The sequence below is a fragment of the Bradyrhizobium hereditatis genome (assembly GCF_020329435.1).
GTDB classification, from domain to species: Bacteria; Pseudomonadota; Alphaproteobacteria; order Rhizobiales; family Xanthobacteraceae; genus Bradyrhizobium; species Bradyrhizobium hereditatis.
In genome coordinates this window covers 654,318-671,390 of the sequence record NZ_JAGKJK010000001.1, presented here as the reverse complement: position 1 = coordinate 671,390, position 17,073 = coordinate 654,318, and the positions used below count along the sequence as shown (strand labels likewise).

Here is a 17,073-nt window from a genome sequence, read left to right as displayed (position 1 = left end):
TTCTGGTTCATCTCACGACTAAAGTATACTCCAAAATCTTTGACGATGTCGCAACACAAATGCGTTGATTTCGCGATATTTTGCGATGCTCTTGTTTTGCATTGCAGCGAATGCTCGCGCCCGCAATTCCCGCCTTGCATGGCGCTTCGACCGGCTCCTAAGTAGGAGAGCGCCAATTTCCCCCGCACATAATAGTCAAGGAGTGTTGAGATGGATGCGTCATCGGCCACGAGTGCAGTGCAACGGCCTGGGCGTGGCCGCGTTTTCGACTCCATCGTCGATGCGATCGGCGACACACCGATTGTCCGCCTGCGCAAATTGCCGGAGACGCATGGTGTTAGCGCAACCATCCTGGCAAAGCTCGAATACTTCAATCCCGCCGCGAGTGTGAAAGATCGCATCGGCGCGGCGATGGTGATCGCAATGGAAAAGGCCGGCGTGATCAACGCCGATACCGTGCTGATCGAGCCGACCTCTGGCAACACCGGCATTGCGCTCGCTTTCGTTGCGGCCTCGCGCGGCTACCGGTTGAAACTGGTGATGCCGGAGTCGATGTCGATCGAGAGGCGCAAGATGCTGGCCTTCCTCGGCGCCGAGATCATCCTGACGCCGGCAGCTCAGGGCATGAAGGGTTCGATTGCAACCGCCGAAGAACTGGTGCGGACGACGCCCAACGCTGTGATGCCGCAGCAGTTCAAGAACCTCGCCAATCCCGAAATTCACCGCCGCACCACGGCCGAGGAAATCTGGAACGACACCGGCGGCAACATCGATTTCTTCGTCGCGGGCGTCGGCACCGGCGGCACCATCACCGGCGTCGGACAAGTGCTTAAACCCCGCAAGCCGACGTTGCGGATCGTCGCCGTCGAGCCTGAAGAAAGCCCGGTGCTGTCGGGCGGGCAGCATACGCCGCACAAGATTCAAGGGATCGGCGCCGGCTTCGTGCCGGAGATTTTGGATCGATCGGTCATCGACGAGATCGTGAAAGTCAGCGGACCGACGGCGATCGAGATCTCGCGCGCGCTGGCGCGGATGGAGGGCATTCCCGGCGGCATTTCCTCGGGCGCCGCGATCGCGGCGGCGCTCGCGATCGGCAAGCGTCCTGAGGCAGCCGGCAAGACCATTGTCGCGGTCGTGCCGTCATTCTCCGAACGTTATCTATCAACCGCATTGTTTGAAGGAATCTAGCGATGGCAGACCAGCCGCGCCGGCCGAGAACCCTGAACGACGCACGCACCGAAGCCGAGGCGGCATTCAAGCGTGCGACTGCCAAGGTGGCGGAAGCGCCGCCGAAGAAGACGGCTGTTCCCGGCGTCCGCGAGCAGGTCACCCTGCGCATCGACCAGGACGTGCTCGAATGGTTTCAGGAGGGCGGTCCGGGCTGGCAGGACCGCATCAATGAGGCGCTGCGAAAGGCCGCGGGCAAATAGCAGGCTGCAATCGAGATCGACGCCAAGCGGAAAAGGAAAGGCCCGGGATCATCCCGGGCCTTTTTGCTAGCTCTGCTACTCGTCAGCGCAGCATGCCGCCGACGACGCCGCCGATGAACCGACCGGCGCCAGCGGGGTCTGGACCGGGAGGGGGAGCGCTATACTGGCGCGGCGGCGGGGGCTGCTGCGGCTGCGGCTGAGGTTGCGCCTGGACAGTGCTGGGGGCGCGGCGCGGCTTCGGCCGCTCCTCTTCGGAACTCGCCGGCGCGGCGGCGACGATCTCGGTCAAGAGCGCCTTGTGCTGCAGCTTGTTGAGATAACCGCTCTTGGGATAGCCGCGAGCGGCCTGCCAGCGCGTGATCACCGCACGGGTCGGCGCATCGAACTGGCCGGTGATCTTGGTGTCGAACCCAAGACCGGTCAGGCGGCGCTGGACGTCGCGGCGCTGCCCCTTGTCGAGGCCGATCTGGTCCTCGGTGGTCTGGTTCGCTTCCTCCTTGAAGGTCGCGGGATCAATGCCCGTGCTGAGATTGCGGGTCGCGTTGTCCTTGTCCTTCGCACCGCTCTCGAGTGCCGCGATCCGCGACAACGCCAGCGAGCGGAACTGACCATTCGGATAGTTGGTCAGGTAGGCGTTGAACTCTTCCGTCTTGTTGGAATCCTTGATCGAGCGCCAGAACTCCAGTTCGACGTCCGAAGCCGGCTTGGCACTTGCGGCCGGCGCGGCAGCCGCCACGGCGCCCGGTGCGGGCGCGCCGTTGAGGTAGACCGCGCCGATCAGGTTGGTGTGCCCCCAGGGGAGCTGGCCTTTGTTGGTCTCCTCGTTGACCTGCGCGCGGACCTTTGTCATGGCCTGCTGGATCTCGACGCCAGGCTGGGTGATGTTGGCGAGCAGGGCGCGCGTGAACGGGCTGTTGCCGCCTTCCTGGCCATCGAGCGCGGTCTGGCCGGGACCGGTCGCGAATGCGATCAGCGTGCCTTCGCCGGATTTCATTTCGGCCAAACCCGTCTGCACGTTGACGCTGCGGGTCGCCGAGTTCGACTTGATCTTGGCGGCGAACGGATTGTCGCGGCAGGCATCAAGGAACACGAGCTTGACCTTGGCATCGCCCATGGTCTGCTCGAGCGTGAGATCGATATTGATGGCCGCGCCGAGCTTCACATCCATCTCGGATTTGATATCGGCGTCGATCGGCAACAGATAGTTCGTGCCTGAAATGGCGATGCCGTGGCCGGCATAGAAGAACAATGCAACGTCGGCTCCTTGCGCCTTCTTGCCGAAATCGAGCAGCCGTTCCGTCATCTTGTCGCGCGTGAGATTGGAACCTTCGACCACCTCAAATCCGACATTGCGCAGCGCGGAGGCCATCGCCTTGGCGTCAACCGTCGGGTTCGGAAGCGGGGCGACGTTCTTGTAGGTACCGTTACCGACGACGAAGGCAACGCGCTTCTCGGCGCTGGCGGTTCCGGCCGCAAAGACCATGCAAACGACGGACAAAATGAGGGTTTTAAAGCGCATTAGGAATCCCCCTGCAGAATCAACAAAGGATTTGGCTGTAACACCGGCGGGACATTACAAAAAACCGCCTGCTTCGCACCACAAAAAAGCAGGCGAAAACCAAATCCGGAGCCTTCCGTTACCTTCTCGACACGCCCCGTTGCGTGATCTAGATCACAGCGCGCGAAATAAAATTAAGCCGTGGCGCGCCTATCCCTTGCGATTCACTTTTTCGCGGGCTCGGGCGGCGAAGAATTCGGCTTCAGGTTCAATAAATTGCCGGTGAGAATCAGCACGGCGCCGAGCACGGTGAGCAAATCCAGCCGCTCCGAGTAGATCAGCCAGCCGGCGGCGGCGCTCAAGGGAACTCGCAGAAAATCCATCGGGATCACCACGGTCGCATCCGCATGCAGCATCGCACGCGCCATGCAGTAGTGGGAGAACGTGCCGCAAAAGGCGATCACGACCACCCAAAACCAGAGATTGACCGCGGGCCACTGCCACACGTACAGCGCGGGGAACAATCCGGCGGCCGACTGCACCACCAGCATCCAGAACATGATCGCGAGTGTCTGGTCGGTCCGCGTCAGTGATTTCACCATGGCGACCGAAATGCCGAAGCCGACGGCGGCCGCGAGGGCGATCAACTGTCCCGGATTGATTTCGCTCGTGGCAGGCCGAACGATCACGACGACGCCGATGAGCCCAAGCACGATCGCTGTGACCTTCCAGATCGTCATGCGTTCGCCGAGAAACATTGCGGCCAGAATTGCGGTCCAGATCGGCATGGTAAATTCGATCGCCACCACTTGACCGATCGGAATCAATGTCAGGGCGAAGAACCAGCCGAGCTGCGCGCCGTAGTGGATCAGATTGCGCGCCACGTGCTGAGGCAGGCGCGTTGTCCTCATCGCGGCCAATCCGCCCTTCGCGTGGATCAGCGGGTACAGCATCAGGAAGCCGAGGATCGAGCGCATCTCCATGAGCTGGAACACGTTGATCTCGCGCGCCGCCTCGCGGCCGGCGATCGCGATCACCAGCATCAGCGTGAGCCAGCCGGCCATCCACAGCGCGGCGAGGGTTTTGGAGGGGGTGCGATCCATGCATGCGGCGAGGGTTAGGCAGGCCGGTATCGGCGAGCATGCCACAATTTGCAACGCGCAAATGCGCCGGGGCTGTGATGCACAGCATCGCAAATTCGCTGTGGGAGCAGCCAGCCGTTCAGTGCTAAGAGCGGCGGTCTTCAAGGAGGAAACTGCGCATGCGTACCTTGCAACCGGCCGAATGGTCGAAACCCCGCGGCTTCTCGCACGGCGTCGAATTTGACGGTCCTGGCAAATGGATCGTTCTGGCCGGCCAGACCGGCGGCGATGAGAAAGGCGATTATGCCCCCGACATGGCCGCCCAGGTCGGTACGGCGCTGAAGCGCATCGTCAAGCTGCTCGGCGAAGCCGGCGCCGGACCCGAGCACATTGTGCGCCTGACCTGGTACCTGACCAGCCGCAGCGAATACGAAGCCGCTGGCGCGGGTATCGGCGCGGCCTGGAAAGAAACGCTCGGGCGCAATTTCCCGCCCTCGACGCTGCTCTACATCGGTGGCCTGGTCGATCAGCGGGCGAAAGTCGAAATCGAAGTCACGGCCTTCGTGCCCAAGGCCTGAGGCGCTCGCGAAAGACGCGCACTCACAACACAAGGAAATTTCTGACGATGACCACCACTCGATCGACCACCGCCGACTTCGTGACCGCCTTCGCAACCGGCTGGCCCGAGCACCAGCCGGACATCATGGTGCTGTCGCTGACGACGCATCGCGGCGTGCAGGATTTTGCGTTCAATAAGGAGCAGGCCTTGTTGATCGCCAAGACAATCAAGGAGACCGCGGCGAAGCTCGCAAAGCCGAAGACGAGCTGAGCGCGATCAAATCGCGCGGCTCTGGAATCGCGCATCGTCCGCGTTTGGCGCGGGCGATGACAGTTGAGGGGAGCTATTTCGATAGCGAAATATTCGCGGCGCGGAACTGGCTGTCCGCCCTCAGGGCGATCTGCTGCTTGTTGCCGGTAGTCTTCAGCGAGATGTTGGCGGCGAACCCGGCTGCCTGGGCGACCACCTGGAAGCTGCCGCCGGCGCCGCGGCCCTGAATGCTGCCGCCGATATTGCGACTGGCCTCCGTCCAAGTCCCCGTGACTTCACCACCAGCCGCGACCACTGCTGCCGACAGGTTGAACTTGTAAGCGTCGCTGGCGCAGGTGAGGACCATCTCCATGCTGGGTCCGCCCACCTTGTACGTCGCCCGGCAGCGGATCCGTTCGCTCGAACCATCATCGAGCGTCACCGTGCCGCCGCCGGACCAGGTGCCGGCCATGCCCGCAAAGGCGCTGGATTGCGCATGGCTCGTCGAGGCCGCCGAGGCGGCCAAAAAAAACGCGACGGCTGCAAAGGTCAGCCGCCGCATCTTGGCGAAGAATTTGAAAGTCTGGCTTGCCTTACTGACGGGACGCTTCCCATCGACCGCTACATGCGACACCAGCTGAAGCGCCATTCCATTTCCCCGATCCGGAGTTGCCACTGAGTTGACCGTTCGCATATGCACCATTGATCGAGACTCGCACAAGTCCCCCGCTACCGACGGTGCCGGTAACCGGGCCGCCCGAAATCTTGCCGTCGGTGACATTCACGGTCGATGTAGTCTGCGCATCGCAACTGCCGGTTTTTGTGACAACGGTGACCTGCCACAGCCCGTCATAGGGGTGTTGAGCGGAGGCGGGAGCGCTGGCGAGGGTGGCGGCAGAAGCGAGAAACGAAGCAAACAACAGGCTGTGAATGCGGCTGGAGCGCATGGATCAATTCCTCGGAATGTGTGTGATGACGCGCCTTATCTGGTCACAATGTGTCCAAACTTGGATGCGTCGCAGCACTGTGGAAAGTTCCCGGGATCTCAAACACATCAAGGTGAATCCGGTTCCGGCGGGGAACAAAAAAATCCGTCATTTCGCCGCGATTTCAGCACTGATTCGTGGCTTTTCAGGTATTAAGGTAGTGATCAATGTTTGGACAGGCTCGGTGCCTTGGTGGCGAATTCCTCGTCCTGTGGGGTCGCCGGCAAGTTGCCATGAGCTTTGGCGTGATAGATGACGTCGGCCAGCAGTTTCTGACCGAGGGGGGCGAGCGCGCGCTCCCAGAGCTCTCGCGCAGTCTCGCCCTTCTTGACGAACACCCATTCTTGCGCGGCGATCGCGCCGGCATCCATACGGTCAGCGAGGTGGTAGACGGTGCCGCCGGCGATCGGATCGCCTTCCTTGATGGTCCATTCGACTGCTGCGATGCCGCGATGCCGGGGCAGCAGCGACGGGTGATAGCCAATGCCGCCGAGTTTGGACACGGCCAAGGCGTCTCTGTCGACGCGGGCATGGCTGTGCGCGGTGACGATCAGGTCGGTATTCGGCGCGACTTCGGATGCGACGACGTGTTTCGGATCGGCCTGCACCACGACCTCAACTCCGGCCGCGCGCGCAGCGGCAGCGAGCCGATCCTCGCCGTCATGGACGACGACGCGAACGACATCGACCCCGTGTTGACGCAACGTATTGAATGTCGTCACGCCGAAATGGCGGGAACCGACCAGGGTAATTCGCATGTGTTCCGTCCGTCGTTAGTCAGGCCGATATGCCGATAGCACAGCATGGCGGCCTGTTTCGACGCCGGCCCGCGGGCTCCTGGGTTATCAACAGGTGGGCCGGGGACGGTTATTCCTTGACAGAGCAGCTTGAGTAGGGGCGCGGGTCCAGCCGGTGGATCGAGCAGAACCGACCGGCTGTCACCACGAGAGGATGCGCAGCCCCGGTCTGGAGTGGGTCGAGGCCGGCTGCCGGTCCGGTTCGGACCGTTGTTCAGCCGCCATTTGCAGGCATGCCCGTAAGTCCGCACTACATTGCTTCATCTGGTTGCGTAGCTCGCGCCGGGTGAAGGTGGTGAGCGAGGGATCGCCAAGCTGCTGCCAGGCATCGCGCAGCCATTGCTGCAGGGCGCGGATATCGGATTCGAGGACCTCAGGCTGGTTCATGCCGGGCGGAATCTCAAACGTGATCGTGCCATGATTAGGTCTGATTCTCGTGCGGACGCCTACTCCATAACAAGGTGGAGAGCGAGAAAAACAGCTCTGGAGGTAAGGGAACGTGCGCCCTACATGACCGTTGCTGCCTCCTGGAGAGATCTCGATGTCCCGCAATCCGGCATTTCTTCTCTTCGTGGCGCTTGGCCTGATCGCCCCCGCAACGGCATTCGCACAATTGACGCCGCCGGCTGGCTCAGCCGGTGCCGGGAATACACCGATATCCGGCGTACCGTTCGGCCCTGCCAATCCCCGCGCGCTTTCCGATCCCAGCGGCATCGGCAATGCCGCCAGCATCCCGCCACTTAGGCCGAACCCTCCACCGCCGTCCTTCTCGACCGGCGCGGTCGATATGCCGAGAACCCGGGCGCGCGTGGTGACGCCGCCCTATGGCGCTTCGCAGCGGATTATCAGCGCGCGTAAGAGCTATCCACGAAAGCCGCCGGTCCGGCGAGGACGCCCGGAGGTAAGTTCGTTCACCGGCATCTGCCGGGGATGCTAGCGGGCTAAATGCGTTCCGGAAGAACGCGGACTGCCGCTATCGGGCAATCGCGAGGAACAATCTTCTCCTGCCGGATTTGTCCAGCGTTAGGCGCAGCGATCATGCGTGCTGGTTCCTGCATGTACTGGTGCCGAGTATCTTGCGACGCAAATTTGCTCTTGCAGCAGGGATGGCGGGAATGAATCTCCAGCAACGGACGGCCAAGACACTTTGCCAGACAGGCCTGTCCGCCACCCCAGACGTTGCTCAGCTCCCCCGCGAAGAATGGCCGCGCGCGCACGAAGAGCGGCTGGCCTACGAACATGTCGGAGTCGGGATCGCCGAGATCGATCGGGCAGGGCGGCTGTTGCGCGTCAACCAGAAGGCCTGCGAGCTGATGGGATATGATGCGGCCGACCTGCTCGGCCGTTCTATCTTTAGCGAGACCTCGCCACTCGATGTCGCGCAGGACCTTGCGCAATTCAGGCGGCAGATTGCCGGCGAGATTGATCGCTACACCATCGAAAAGCGGCTCCTCCGCAAGGACGGTTCCTGCGTCTGGGCGGAGGTCACGTCTTCGAGCGTTCGCGACCCTTCAGGAAATTTCCTCTACGCGGTGCGCGTTCAGCATGACATCAGCGCCCGCAAGAAGGCCGAGCAGGCGCTGGCGCGCCGTAGCGAGGAGCAGGCGGCGCTGTTCCAATTCTCCGAAAGGCTGCAATACATCGCATCGCTGCCACATATTTACGACGCCGCGCTGGACGCCATCCTCGCGGCGCTTGCCTGCGAGCGCGCCTCCATCCTGTTGTTCGACGACCGCGGCGTGATGCGCTTTGTCGGGTGGCGCGGCCTGTCGGATAAATACAGGCTGGCCGTCGAAGGCCATTCGCCATGGAGCAGGGATGAAGGAAACCCGCGCCCGGTCTATTTCGGGGACGTCAGCAAGTCCGATCTTTCCGATGCGCTGAAGGAAACAATTGCTAGAGAAGGCATCGCGGCAGTCGCTTTCATTCCGATCCTGCTAGGCGGCCGGCTGGCCGGCAAGTTCATGGCCTACTACGACAGGCCGCATCACTTCGACGAGCCGGAGATCGACGTTGCGCTGACGCTTGCGCGGCAAGTCGGCTTCGGCATCGCCAGGCTGCGGGCGGAACAGGCGCGCTGCGCCGCCGAGGAGCGTGCGCAGCAGCTCGCATCGATCGTGGAATCCTCCGACGATGCGATCATCAGCAAAGATCTGGACGGGATCATCCGCACCTGGAATTCGGGCGCCGAGCGGCTGTTCGGCTACAGCGCCGGCGAGGTCATCGGCAAGCCTGTGACCATTCTGTTCCCGCCAGGACGCGAGGACGAGGAGCCGGGAATTCTGGCGCGCATACGGCGCGGCGAGCGCACCCACCACTATGAGACCGTTCGCCGGCACAAGGACGGCAGCCTGCTGGACATCTCGCTCACCGTTTCGCCCGTGCGCGATGGAACAGGAAACATCGTCGGCGCATCGAAGATCGCCCGCGACATCACCGACCGCAAGCAGGCCGAACGCAAGCTCAGCGAGAGCGAGCAACGCCTTTCGGAATTGCTCGCAGCAATCCCGGCCGCGATCTATACGACCGATGCGGAGGGGAAGATCACCTATTTCAACCAGGCGGCGGTTGAGTTCTCAGGGCGCACGCCGGTGCTCGGCAGCGACGAATGGTGCGTGACCTGGAAGCTGTTCAATCCTGACGGCACGCCGCTTCCGCACGACCAGTGTCCTATGGCGCTTGCACTGAAGGAGGGACGGGCCGTGCGTGGCGCCGAGGCGGTCGCCGAGCGGCCGGACGGCACGCGGGTGCCGTTCATTCCGTTCCCGACGCCGCTGCGGGATTCCTTCGGCAAGATAACCGGCGCCGTCAACATGCTGATCGACATCAGCGAGCGGCGGCAGGCGGAAACTCAGCAGCGGCTGCTGCTCGACGAGCTCAATCATCGCACCAAGAACAACATGCAGATGCTGCAGTCGTTGCTCTTTGCGGCTGCACGGACCGCCCACAGCGAGGAGGCGCGAAAGGTTCTGAACGAGGCCAGCGCGCGGATCGCAGCCATGGCAGCGGCGCAGCGCGTGCTGTACGGCCGCACCGATGCGAGCCGTTTCTCCGCGGAAGAGTTTCTGCCGGCGGTCTGTGAAACCATCCGCCAATTGCTGCCACCGGGTGCGCGCATCGAGTGTGGCGCCGCGCGCGACGTACTTTCCAATGACGTGGCGATGCCGCTCGCGCTGATATTGAACGAGCTTCTGACCAATGCCGTGAAGCACGGTGTCAAGGATCATGCGCGGCAGGCCGTCCGCGTCAACCTGACCGGCGAGGGCGGACGGCTGACGCTTTGCGTCGAGGACGACGGGGAAGGGTTCGATCTGGAGGCGGTGCGAAAGACTTCGTCCGGGCTGCAGCTCGTGCTCGGCCTTGCACGCCAGCTACACGGAACGTTTTACGTCACGAAAAATCCCTCGCGAGCGTGCCTCGAGTTTCCCGCCGCGAAATTCTAGAGCTGTGACCAATGACGCCGCAGCCGAGCGCAGGGCACTTTGCGTTGCCGTCTGAGCAGGACCGCACTACGCGGTCACCTGCCGAAGAGACGCGACGAATGGAAGGCAAGCAGGGCCCGCTGCGCGTCCTCGTCGTCGAGGACGATTTCCTGATCGCCATGCAGACGGAAATCGCGCTGACGGCGGCCGGCTTTGAAGTTGTCGGTCCGGCTGCGACCGCCGAAGAGGCAGTCGCGCTGGCCCGCGAGGCGCAGCCCACGCTTGCCGTGATGGACATCCGTCTTGCCAGCCGCCGTGACGGCATCGACGCCGCACGGCAATTATATCAGGACTTCGCCATTCGCTGCATCTTTGCCACGGCGCATGACGATGCGCATACGCGGGGCCGTGCCGAGCCCTACGCCCCGCTCGGATGGTTGCCGAAGCCGTACACTATGGCATCCCTCCTCGCGATGATCGGTGAAGCGCTCGCGCTGTTGCGACAGCGATAACGGGCATCACATCGGCAATTGGGGCTACCTGCCGAGCGTTCAGCCTCTCTTCTAATGCCTTGCTTTAATGCCTTGCCTGCTTCGAGCTGGTTCGGCCTTCGGGTTTCGAGCCCCGTTCCGCCGACCCCGAGAAGCCATGCAATGTTCCAATTGCTCCCGGCAGGGATTGTCTGCGTCCGGCAAAAATCCACTCAAGGCAAACGTCCGCGCCCTTCGCGCTAGGCGACGTTTCGCCCACAGGAGATGGGCGCTACGGCTAGCCGGTGCGGTAAATATCCAGCGCGTGAGCGGCGAAGATGCCGACGCTGACGAGAGCGAGGATTGCTGAGAGCTCGATCATTGCTCGGCCTCCTTACCCATTGTGGCCGGGAATCTGCCGCGTGATTGGTTCCAGATAAAATTGAAGACGAATTGCATGGTGGCGTCCCTGTTTTGCTAACAACTAGGTACGCGGCGCTTTGTTTCAGATAGCAGTAAATGCCAGTCTCGAAGAGTTGATGCCGGCCTCGAATGCGGCGATGGTGAGGCAGCACTATATCCAAAGGGTTAGAACGTTTGGCCAGCGTTTCGTTCCGGCAGCACACCCGAAGGGGAGATGATTTTAGCCTCGCGCGGAGCGGACCGAACGCAGTGTTCGCGGCGTCCGTGGCGCGGTCGCTCAAATGACCTGCCTTGTGATTCAGGCGACGAGTGAAACTTAGCCGGCCACGCGATCACGACTGCAACTGCAACTGGATCGTTCACGTTCAGCCAGAGGCGGGCACTCTCGTCCTCAAAAGACAAAGCCGCCAGGCGAGTATAATCGCCAGACGGCTTTGCCGGTGTGGGCCCGGACGTTTGGGGGAACGGCCGGTGACTGATCACTAGGCACAGACGTTGCGCGTGGCAACCAAACTCGCAGCTTAACCTAACCGGTCAACCTTACCGATCGCGTTGTCTTCGTTCGAGGGGCCGCGATCGGTTGCCGGGAATTACCCGGCGTGATCTCGGCGGCCTTGAGCGAGTTAGCCTACGCTGGGGCCAATTCGGAACGATTGTGCTTGGTGAGCTCATCGCAAAGCGCGGCAATCGTTGCCCGCAAGTTGTCGCGCCGGGCCATCAAGGCACGTGCCGTCATCGGAAACGCAAAGTGATCGGGGTCGCGCGTGGGGCTGCTCTGCAGCTCGCTTTCGATGCTCTGATCAAGCAGGGTAGCGGCATTCTTCAAATCCATTACCACCGCTTCGGTTCGTTGCCGGGTTCGCTGAAGCGCGTCGATCATGGCCAAGCGCTTGCGTTCTTCGATTGCGCGCTTTTTGATCTGGGCGGCGGTGGGGCGCTCAACTCCTGTCTCAAGATGGTACTGCCGGGTCATCTGTCGCTCCGCGTTGGCACACAAGGCCTGATGGTTTGGGTGTCAGTACGATCCAAGGGCAAGATGCCTGCCAATCAAACAAAAAGACCGCCCGGAGGCGGTCTCAAGATTCTGATCGGGGCGAGCGCAGCGTGGCACCCTGATTGCGTCGGCGGATAGGCGGGATAATCCAGCGCCCATAATTTTCATCGTAAGCCATCCGGCCAAAGCAGGTAAATTGCGGGTGGGAGGCAATTTGCTGCCCTTGGTCGACAGCGGTATCAAATGGCTGTCCAGGCCCCCTGGTCCCAGCGGCTATCTGCGCCTGACCAACGGGGTTTGGTTCAGCTATGTGACTGAGCTACGCTTCCGGTGCTCTCGCGCGCGCTGGCTACTTGGACTTGGGGGAGGGCAAGGGTGAAAGCATCGATCAGTCGACGTCGCCAGGGTTGCGTCAGCATCGACAGCTTCCCTTCGAGTAGAGCCGCCTTCTCCCGGGCTCCCGCGCTTTCAGTGGTCGCTTTGAGCAGTTCCGCCAGGAGCTTGTTCGTGCGCTCGCATTCTCTCTCAAAGTCATTGCGATAGCCGCCGGCGATGAGCTTCATTTCCGCCAACTCAGCCTGCAAGATCTCGATTTGTTGCTTTAAGGCGGTGACCACCTGGTGACCGGCCTGCGCTTGCGGCTGACGGGAGATCGGGGAATGGCTGATCTCGGTCAGATCGACCTGTACAAGCGTCTTCCCATCGTTGGAACGGGAACGCGGCAATCGATGTCGTTTCACCAGAGCGCGCGCAGCCTCTGGAGAAACTTTGAGCCTTTCGCCCAGTTCGGCGTACGACAGCATCTCGACGGGCATATACATTTGCTCCCGTTGGCCGGATGGTCACCACCCGGACATGGCAAATCGTAACCATCTATAGTTAACGGCTGGTTTACCGCAGGCGGGGGCTGACGAGGCGCAACGGGCACGGCGGCAACACCTGTTTGGTAATTGGTTCGGCAAGCCGATCACGGCCAGCAAACTGCGAACGCATCGCGCGTGAGGCGCGCAGCGGGTGTGCTTTCAATTCGGCAGCCGTTAAGACTGCGGACTCCGAAGATGTTGCTCGATCAGTTCGCGAGCGGCCTCGAACACTTCTGGCGAGGCAGTCACGGTCTGCTTGGTTTCAAGCAGCAAAAGTGCCTGCTCGTAGATCTCGTGGCCTTCCTCGTCGGTAATGATTTTATTACGGACCAGGGACTGAATCATTGCCGCTTGCATGGCACCCGCCATCAGGCTTGACGCTATGGCCAACTCGAGCGCAGAGAGCTCCTTCATCAAACGCCCCTGTGCAGAGTCAAATAAGTTGACACAGGTAGAACTGGGCGCGCTGGCGAGTGGTTCCTAGGCGGTTATTTTGCTCACCCCAGCCCTAAAGGCAGCAGCCAGCTCGCATTGAGGTTTTCGTCATTGCCTGCCCAACCGCGGAGCGATGCGGATAGGAGGAGCGATCGCACGAGGACAGGCAGCGGCCGTTGGAGGTAAGCTCATGCGGCTGATCCAGCTTATACGGGCTGCGCGCCTACTTCCCGGTGTGCACCTGGCTTGCTTTCGTTGGCAAGCGGCTCGCCAGCATCTAACGAAAAGCGGCCCCAGCGCTGGAAAGAAGCTGGGGCCGCGTTTCTTCCGGGGTGGGGCTTGGGGGCTAGCCCCGGAAAGCCCGAGCTACGAGCGCGTGCTGATGACCACCGCCCTTCGTTAGCGGTACTTGTCGTCCTTGCCGTTTCTGCTGCCGTCACCGCCGCCATTGCCATAGCCGTTGTTGCCCTTCAGGCCAGAATGGGCAATCGCATCCGAGGTCAGAGAGGTCGATAGCAGCAACGTCATTGCCGGAGGAGTCACGGCTGCAAACTTGCCGGCCGAAATCAAAAACTTACGGCGGTCTTCGATCTCCTGTTTTTCCCGATCCATTGTTTTTGTCCCCTATATTTGAGATCACATTATATCCATTTAATTCTCGCTGCACTTAAATAGTTAATTTGGTAGATCACGAGTTGTTACGGGGAACCCGAGCCTCCAGTTCCACAAGCAGTCATCGAGGAACCTCTTCGCCCAACGCCACCTGCTTTGCCGAATATTCCCGATCGCATATGTGTGAGCGATAGCTTTCATGATACATGGAGCGGCGCATCATGTCGGCTAACTGGAAGTCGATGTCGATCAGTGAGCTGTTCGAACAGTGCCAATAGATGCAGGCAGTTCTCCGCGAAAAACTGATTGCCAACGAGATTCACTGGAAGATCGATTAGTTAAGCTCAACCGGCCGTCCGATATTGGTTGCGGGAAGGATCGGCGGCCTTAGTCCGCAATATAGTCGTCGATCTTTCGCGATATGCTCGCTTGGCTCGAAAAACTGCTTCTTTTCGTCGAACCAGCTCCCGCAAATTTGCAAGTTCCTCAAGGCTTCGAACTAGATCAGCGTTATCTTCTTCTAATTGATACAAGCGGTCGCTTGCAGTTTGGAGTGTCGCCCGCATTACAGCCTCCCTACCACACAGTGAGGTAACCATTCATAATATCGAGTGGCTAAGTGGAAGTCGGTGCGAAATGTTACAAAGCCGCTCAACAAAAAGACTACCGCCGTCGTGCCGAGAAGTTCCTATTGCCTGTTTTTCCCGACGTAGTCCCTTTGTTGATTCTGGAACGTGTGGTGGATGACCATGAGCGAGAATCTCAAGAGTTGTTGCGGGCTTGTAGACCCTGCAGTGATCTCGAAATGAGGAACGGCCGTAGCCTCCTGGAAAATTAAATTGGAGCCGCCTGCTTCCGGGGGGCGTCTGGCAGCTGGTTCCCGGAAGTAGCGCTGGCTCAAAGAGAGCGGTCGATAACCTCGGAAAGCGGTATCGGATCCTCAAACGAGGCGAACCAGGCAAGGGACGCTTTTTCAAGTTGGGGGCGGGGCCGCCTCGAGGGCATCTTGAAGCGGCCCCTAATCGCGCAGTACGCGGGGCAGAACAACGCCATCTGCGCGACCTGAAGTCACGCTAGACTCGTTTCCATCCGTCGCAAGAAGACTCGATAGTTAAGCTTGCCGTTTAAGCTTGATGTGACGTCTGCGATTAATTGATTGTTCATTGCGCCGCAACATAATCGCAGCCAGAAAAGTCAGGCGTACAGAAGTTGTTCACATCGCATAAAAGCCTTGATCTCGGCAAGGGCTGGCCAAAATCGGAGCGGTCAACTCTTGATCGTTAGTTGGTGAGTGGAATTTGGGGGGACCGATCCATGACCACTATGCAAGCTATAGCATTCGGCGCCATGCTCGCATGGACGCCATCGCTTATTATCCTGGCAATTTCGTTATGGGATGTTCGCGAACTTGATGGGATGGAATAGTCGGCTGTTTGCCGAAAGCCGCGCATCAGCCTCTATCGAACAAAGCTCTCCTAACTACAATCGAAGGTCATTTCGACTCATGATTGTGGGGGCGCATCATGAAGAACGAATGGGAAGAGCAGTGGGAATCGATGACGATCGATGAGCTGTTCGCGCTTCGCGAACTGATGCAGGATGTTCTCAGCGAAAAGCTGAAAGCCAAGAAGGCCGAGATCGAGCGCAGATTGCAGATGCTCGATCTGCCATCGAGCAGTGTCGGGCCGACTCAGTCTCGCAGTCCTTAGGAGTAGTTAGGCGCGCAGCTCAATGCCTGGAGGCGGCGCGATAACGGCAGGGTGGACCGGCATTTGGCCACGCTGTGTTGCTTCGGCCGCTCGTACAGCCTCTCTGAGTGCCCAAAGCTCAGCCATTTGGTTATGAAGATCGGCTGACATTTGCAGAAGACGATCGGTTCGTCCTTCGAGCGACTGTTCCATGTTGTACCCCTCACGCCCACACCACACCTGATTTCACAGGCTACTCTCTTAGTCGTGAAAGTCTGCATCTAGGTTCACATATGGCCAGAAAATCATACCCAGCCAAGGCAAGGCGTTTTCGTCAGGCTGGAAAAGGTCTCGCTGCGCGGTTTGTCTACTGTTGCCCAAAGAAAACCTGGCGGTTAGGCGCTATCAGTATCTGCACTATCTGCACTAACTAGCTGATTTTGCTTGGTGAGCGCGGAGGGACTCGAACCCTCGAGCCATGAAAAAAAGTCACCTGCCGGTCTGAAATCTGGACGAGATCACCACGCGACACTTCATGACTTACGGCCACTGCCACCGACGCAGCCGAGCACATCTGTCCAAGTTTTTTCGGCTGGGCGATTGGCGAAGGCTTGGCCGCAAACAATGCGTCAGTGGCACCAACAAGACCGGTAGCAACGCATGCGACCGCGTCTTGTCCCTGCTGAACCATCTAGCGATATTTCAGCGATGATGCCTGCCCGTTCGCTTGAACCAAGCGCCTAGTTGATGAATCGAACTGCGAGCATAAGCCGGTCCCGGTGGGTCGGCGGCGTAGTTGATGCGGCCAATCCGGCTTACTTTAGTAACTCAGCGATGCCGCCTATAACCCGCGGCATCAGCGCCCCCGAAATATGGATTGACGACACACAGTGCCGAGCGGCCCGATGCCGACGCGTTGCATTGGGGCAGCGACGTGTAGCGGCATTCGTAATAAGTGGCGGGGCCGTATACCCGCAGGCAAACCGGATAGGCCGGATCGTACATCTGGGCAGCCGCCGGTCCCATTGAAACTACCCCGATCGCCATCGTTAAGGCCAGAATGCGCATCAGAGCCTCCTTCGGCATTCACTCAAGACAAAGGCTAGCCTTCCGGGTCGTTCTTCGAAAACCATGTTTCCGCGAGCGTCCTTGCTCGCAAACCTGTCACCAGCTTGCTTGTGCGGACAAGAGGAGGCTGAACCCTGCACGAGTGCCAGCCTCACCCTTTAGCTGATAATCTCCTTGGCCTTGATGCCCCGCAAGGCCTCGATGCAGTCAGCCACCAAATGCAAGAACTCTTGCCGCTTTATGCTTTTCACCTGACGCCCTTCCATATTGATGAGAATGAACCTCGCCATTTCGTGGGCTACTTCAAACTGCGATTTGCCGGTAACCTCAACATCGATCCTTTCAGCCATTTCGCTCTCCGCTAGTTGGAATTGGAAAGCAGCAGTCTGCGGCGAACACCTTGATGTGTTCGGGATCGAGAACCCGCTTGCTGGTGTCGACGTAGACGAAAACGGTCATTGGTCTCGCTTGCTCCAATGATGACCTTTGCGCTTGGG

Annotated in this window: 20 protein-coding genes; 8 read left to right on the top strand and 12 right to left on the bottom strand. The window is 60.2% G+C overall.

What is annotated here, in order from left to right; translation table 11 throughout:
* Positions 1–210 precede the first annotated feature (210 nt).
* A complete protein-coding gene (gene cysK, locus J6524_RS03360; RefSeq protein ID WP_225668908.1) occupies positions 211–1,188 on the top strand; it encodes a cysteine synthase A in 978 nt (325 codons plus the stop codon).
* 2 nt (positions 1,189–1,190) lie between these two features.
* Positions 1,191–1,430 (top strand): BrnA antitoxin family protein, encoded by a 240-nt coding sequence (locus J6524_RS03355; protein ID WP_225668906.1) that lies wholly within the window; start codon positions 1,191–1,193, stop codon positions 1,428–1,430.
* Between the two features lie 82 nt (positions 1,431–1,512).
* On the opposite strand, the gene J6524_RS03350 is transcribed toward J6524_RS03355, so the two are convergent.
* Positions 1,513–2,949, bottom strand: a complete 1,437-nt coding sequence (locus tag J6524_RS03350; protein WP_225668904.1) for a caspase family protein — start codon at positions 2,947–2,949, stop codon at positions 1,513–1,515.
* A 203-nt stretch (positions 2,950–3,152) separates the two neighbouring features.
* On the bottom strand, positions 3,153–4,031 hold the full coding sequence (locus J6524_RS03345) for a DMT family transporter (protein ID WP_225668902.1): 879 nt from the start codon (positions 4,029–4,031) through the stop codon (positions 3,153–3,155).
* A 158-nt stretch (positions 4,032–4,189) separates the two neighbouring features.
* On the opposite strand from J6524_RS03345, the gene J6524_RS03340 reads away from it, so the two are divergent.
* Positions 4,190–4,588 carry a RidA family protein gene (locus J6524_RS03340; RefSeq protein WP_225668900.1) on the top strand — a complete coding sequence of 133 codons (399 nt, stop codon included), beginning with the start codon at positions 4,190–4,192 and terminating at the stop codon, positions 4,586–4,588.
* Between the two features lie 47 nt (positions 4,589–4,635).
* Positions 4,636–4,839, top strand: coding sequence for a hypothetical protein (locus J6524_RS03335; protein ID WP_225668898.1), 204 nt, complete (start codon positions 4,636–4,638; stop codon positions 4,837–4,839).
* A gap of 73 nt (positions 4,840–4,912) precedes the next feature.
* On the opposite strand, the gene J6524_RS03330 is transcribed toward J6524_RS03335, so the two are convergent.
* The 4 genes from J6524_RS03330 to J6524_RS03315 all read right to left on the bottom strand — a co-directional run bounded on the left by J6524_RS03330 (position 4,913) and on the right by J6524_RS03315 (position 6,988).
* On the bottom strand, positions 4,913–5,467 hold the full coding sequence (locus J6524_RS03330; protein WP_376711969.1) for a hypothetical protein: 555 nt from the start codon (positions 5,465–5,467) through the stop codon (positions 4,913–4,915).
* Positions 5,412–5,765, bottom strand: a complete 354-nt coding sequence (locus tag J6524_RS03325) for a hypothetical protein (protein ID WP_225668896.1) — start codon at positions 5,763–5,765, stop codon at positions 5,412–5,414. Before J6524_RS03325 ends, J6524_RS03330 begins: the two co-directional genes overlap by 56 nt.
* Positions 5,766–5,968: 203 nt before the next feature.
* On the bottom strand, positions 5,969–6,562 hold the full coding sequence (locus J6524_RS03320) for a formyltransferase family protein (protein ID WP_225668894.1): 594 nt from the start codon (positions 6,560–6,562) through the stop codon (positions 5,969–5,971).
* A 180-nt stretch (positions 6,563–6,742) separates the two neighbouring features.
* Positions 6,743–6,988: a hypothetical protein gene (locus J6524_RS03315; RefSeq protein ID WP_225668893.1), complete on the bottom strand. Its 246-nt coding sequence runs from the start codon at positions 6,986–6,988 to the stop codon at positions 6,743–6,745.
* Between the two features lie 154 nt (positions 6,989–7,142).
* Here J6524_RS03315 and J6524_RS03310 point away from each other — a divergent pair, with 154 nt between their 5' ends.
* The 3 genes from J6524_RS03310 to J6524_RS03300 all read left to right on the top strand — a co-directional run bounded on the left by J6524_RS03310 (position 7,143) and on the right by J6524_RS03300 (position 10,535).
* Positions 7,143–7,538: a hypothetical protein gene (locus tag J6524_RS03310; protein WP_225668892.1), complete on the top strand. Its 396-nt coding sequence runs from the start codon at positions 7,143–7,145 to the stop codon at positions 7,536–7,538.
* Positions 7,539–7,716: 178 nt separating this feature from the next.
* On the top strand, positions 7,717–10,044 hold the full coding sequence (locus J6524_RS03305) for a PAS domain S-box protein (RefSeq protein ID WP_225668891.1): 2,328 nt from the start codon (positions 7,717–7,719) through the stop codon (positions 10,042–10,044).
* A 98-nt stretch (positions 10,045–10,142) separates the two neighbouring features.
* On the top strand, positions 10,143–10,535 hold the full coding sequence (locus J6524_RS03300) for a response regulator (protein ID WP_225668890.1): 393 nt from the start codon (positions 10,143–10,145) through the stop codon (positions 10,533–10,535).
* A 1,009-nt stretch (positions 10,536–11,544) separates the two neighbouring features.
* On the opposite strand, the gene J6524_RS03295 is transcribed toward J6524_RS03300, so the two are convergent.
* The 4 genes from J6524_RS03295 to J6524_RS03280 all read right to left on the bottom strand — a co-directional run bounded on the left by J6524_RS03295 (position 11,545) and on the right by J6524_RS03280 (position 13,820).
* Positions 11,545–11,889: a hypothetical protein gene (locus tag J6524_RS03295; RefSeq protein ID WP_225668889.1), complete on the bottom strand. Its 345-nt coding sequence runs from the start codon at positions 11,887–11,889 to the stop codon at positions 11,545–11,547.
* A 323-nt stretch (positions 11,890–12,212) separates the two neighbouring features.
* On the bottom strand, positions 12,213–12,731 hold the full coding sequence (locus J6524_RS03290) for a hypothetical protein (protein ID WP_225668888.1): 519 nt from the start codon (positions 12,729–12,731) through the stop codon (positions 12,213–12,215).
* Positions 12,732–12,947: 216 nt separating this feature from the next.
* Positions 12,948–13,187: a hypothetical protein gene (locus tag J6524_RS03285; RefSeq protein ID WP_225668887.1), complete on the bottom strand. Its 240-nt coding sequence runs from the start codon at positions 13,185–13,187 to the stop codon at positions 12,948–12,950.
* 420 nt (positions 13,188–13,607) lie between these two features.
* On the bottom strand, positions 13,608–13,820 hold the full coding sequence (locus J6524_RS03280) for a hypothetical protein (RefSeq protein ID WP_225668886.1): 213 nt from the start codon (positions 13,818–13,820) through the stop codon (positions 13,608–13,610).
* A gap of 1,523 nt (positions 13,821–15,343) precedes the next feature.
* Here J6524_RS03280 and J6524_RS03275 point away from each other — a divergent pair.
* Positions 15,344–15,529, top strand: coding sequence for a hypothetical protein (locus tag J6524_RS03275; protein ID WP_225668884.1), 186 nt, complete (start codon positions 15,344–15,346; stop codon positions 15,527–15,529).
* An 807-nt stretch (positions 15,530–16,336) separates the two neighbouring features.
* On the opposite strand, the gene J6524_RS03270 is transcribed toward J6524_RS03275, so the two are convergent.
* Together J6524_RS03270 and J6524_RS03265 are read right to left on the bottom strand one after the other, a co-directional pair.
* Positions 16,337–16,576 (bottom strand): DUF3551 domain-containing protein, encoded by a 240-nt coding sequence (locus tag J6524_RS03270; protein ID WP_225668882.1) that lies wholly within the window; start codon positions 16,574–16,576, stop codon positions 16,337–16,339.
* A gap of 158 nt (positions 16,577–16,734) precedes the next feature.
* Entirely contained in the window at positions 16,735–16,926 is a 192-nt protein-coding gene (locus J6524_RS03265; RefSeq protein WP_225668881.1) for a hypothetical protein, read from the bottom strand.
* Positions 16,927–17,073 lie beyond the last annotated feature (147 nt).